General features: G+C 74.8%; 2 protein-coding genes. One reads left to right on the plus strand and one right to left on the minus strand.

The features are described from left to right. Nucleotides 1-201: 201 nt before the first annotated feature. A complete protein-coding gene (locus C6N75_RS17650) occupies nt 202-1,410 on the plus strand; it encodes a cation:proton antiporter domain-containing protein (protein WP_105869866.1) in 1,209 nt (402 codons plus the stop codon). A 6-nt stretch (nt 1,411-1,416) separates the two neighbouring features. Here C6N75_RS17650 and C6N75_RS30745 read toward each other — a convergent pair whose 3' ends face one another. Continuing rightward, nucleotides 1,417-1,590, minus strand: coding sequence for a hypothetical protein (locus C6N75_RS30745; protein ID WP_181160513.1), 174 nt, complete (start codon nt 1,588-1,590; stop codon nt 1,417-1,419). Nucleotides 1,591-1,796: the final 206 nt, after the last annotated feature.

The raw sequence follows: 1,796 nt of genomic DNA on the forward strand, positions 1-1,796 counted from the left end.
AGTGGGTCCTGGGCTGACCCTCCCGCCCCACCGGACGGCCGGCCTCCGCGCGCGCGGAAGCCGGCCGTCCGCGTACCGGCCCCCACACCACTCCAACGGCTGCATGGCGAGCCGCGGCCACCGGCGCGGCGGCGCATATCGTCCCCCTCGCAATGGCCGCCGGGCTTGCCCGCGGCGCACCGACGCGAGGCCAGGGGGCCCATGCTCGCCTACACCGTCATCGCCGGGATCCTCTTCGCCTGGGCCCTGTTCTCGCACCGGCTCGCCCGCTGGAGCATCACCGCCCCGCTCGCCATGATGGCCGCCGGCATCGCCCTCACCGTCGGCTCCCACCCGCCGCTGACCTTCGAGTTCGACGACTCCGCCTTCGAACACGCGGTCGAGGTCGTGCTCGCCCTGCTGCTCTTCGTCGACGCCACCGAGGTCCCCGGCGCCGTCATCCGCCGGGAACGGGCCGTCGTCACCCGGCTGCTTGCCATCGGGCTGCCGCTCACCCTCGGCGCCGCCTTCCTCGCCGGCCTCGCCTGCTTCCCCGACCAGCCGTACTGGCTGCTCGCCGCCCTCGCCACCGTCGTCATCCCGCTCGATCTCGCCCCCACCACCGCCGTGGTCCGCGACCGGCGCATCCCGGCCAGGCTGCGCGAGGTCCTCAACGTCGAGGGCGGCCTCAACGACGGTCTGATCTCCCCCGTCTTCCTCCTCTGCCTCGCCATCGGCGCGGAGTCCCACGCCGGGGGATCCACCGACTACTCCGAAGCCCTGCTGGAGGCCGTCACCTCGGCAGGCTGGGCGCTCGCCGCCGGAGCAGCCACCGGCGTCACCGCCTCATGGACCCTGCGCCGCGCCTGGGCGCGCGGCTGGACCCAGGCGTCGGCCACCCGCCTCGCCGTGCTCGCCGTCCCCATCGCCGCGTACACCCTCTCGGTGGCGCTCGGCGGCAACGGCTTCGTCGCCTCCTTCGTCGCCGGGGTCTGCTTCGCGCCCGCACTGCGCCATCTGGGCCGCGGCGCGGTGGAGATGGCCGACGACGTGCTCACCCTGTGCCTGCTCGCCCTCTGGTTCGTCTTCGGCCAGATCGTCAACAACGAGTTCTGGGACGGCCTCGAGGCCCCGGTGCTGCTCTTCGCCCTGCTCGCCGTCACCCTGGTGCGCATGCTGCCGGTGCTGCTGGCGCTCAGCGGCACCCCGCTGTCCGTCCGGGACCGGCTCTTCCTCGGCTGGATGGGCCCCCGGGGGGTGCCCTCCATCGTCTTCGGACTGCTCGTCGTGGTCGAACTGCCGGACGAACGGGGCGGGTTCATCGCCCAGGTCATGGTGATGACCGTCATGCTCAGCATCGTGCTGCACGGGCTGAGCGTCGAACCCCTGGCCCGCCGCTACGCCCGCCGGACCGCGGCGCCGAGGGCGTGACGCCGCTCAGCTCCGCCGGGTCCCCCGGCGGCGCAGACACGCCCAGGCCAGCACCCCGAGAAAGGCGGTGGTCAGCAGCGTCCCGCCGGTGACCGCACCGGTCCCCTCCAGCAGACGGCCCGCGCTGCCCACCGCCAGCGCGCCGAACAGCACCGCCAGCAGCGTCCACATCCGTCGCACCGCGCAGCCTCCTCGTGAAACGACCGTGAGCAGCGGACCACGCCCCGGCGGTCAGCCGGCCCGACCCGACCGGGAGCCGACCGCGACGCGGCCGTCATGGCCGCCCCGGCCCCGGATCCCACGGTAGCCGCGCCGGGCCCGTTCGCGGCGCGGTACGGCGGTCGGGTCGGACGGCGGCCGGGTCGGTACGGCGGCCGGGTCGGACG

Origin of the sequence: Streptomyces solincola (assembly GCF_002982015.1) — a bacterium.
GTDB lineage: Bacteria > Actinomycetota > Actinomycetes > Streptomycetales > Streptomycetaceae > Streptomyces > Streptomyces solincola.

Bases quoted from the DNA above. Each gene is read 5' to 3' on its own strand.
- C6N75_RS17650 (WP_105869866.1), top strand. From the start codon at position 202: ATGCTCGCCTACACCGTCATCGCCGGGATCCTCTTCGCCTGGGCCCTG.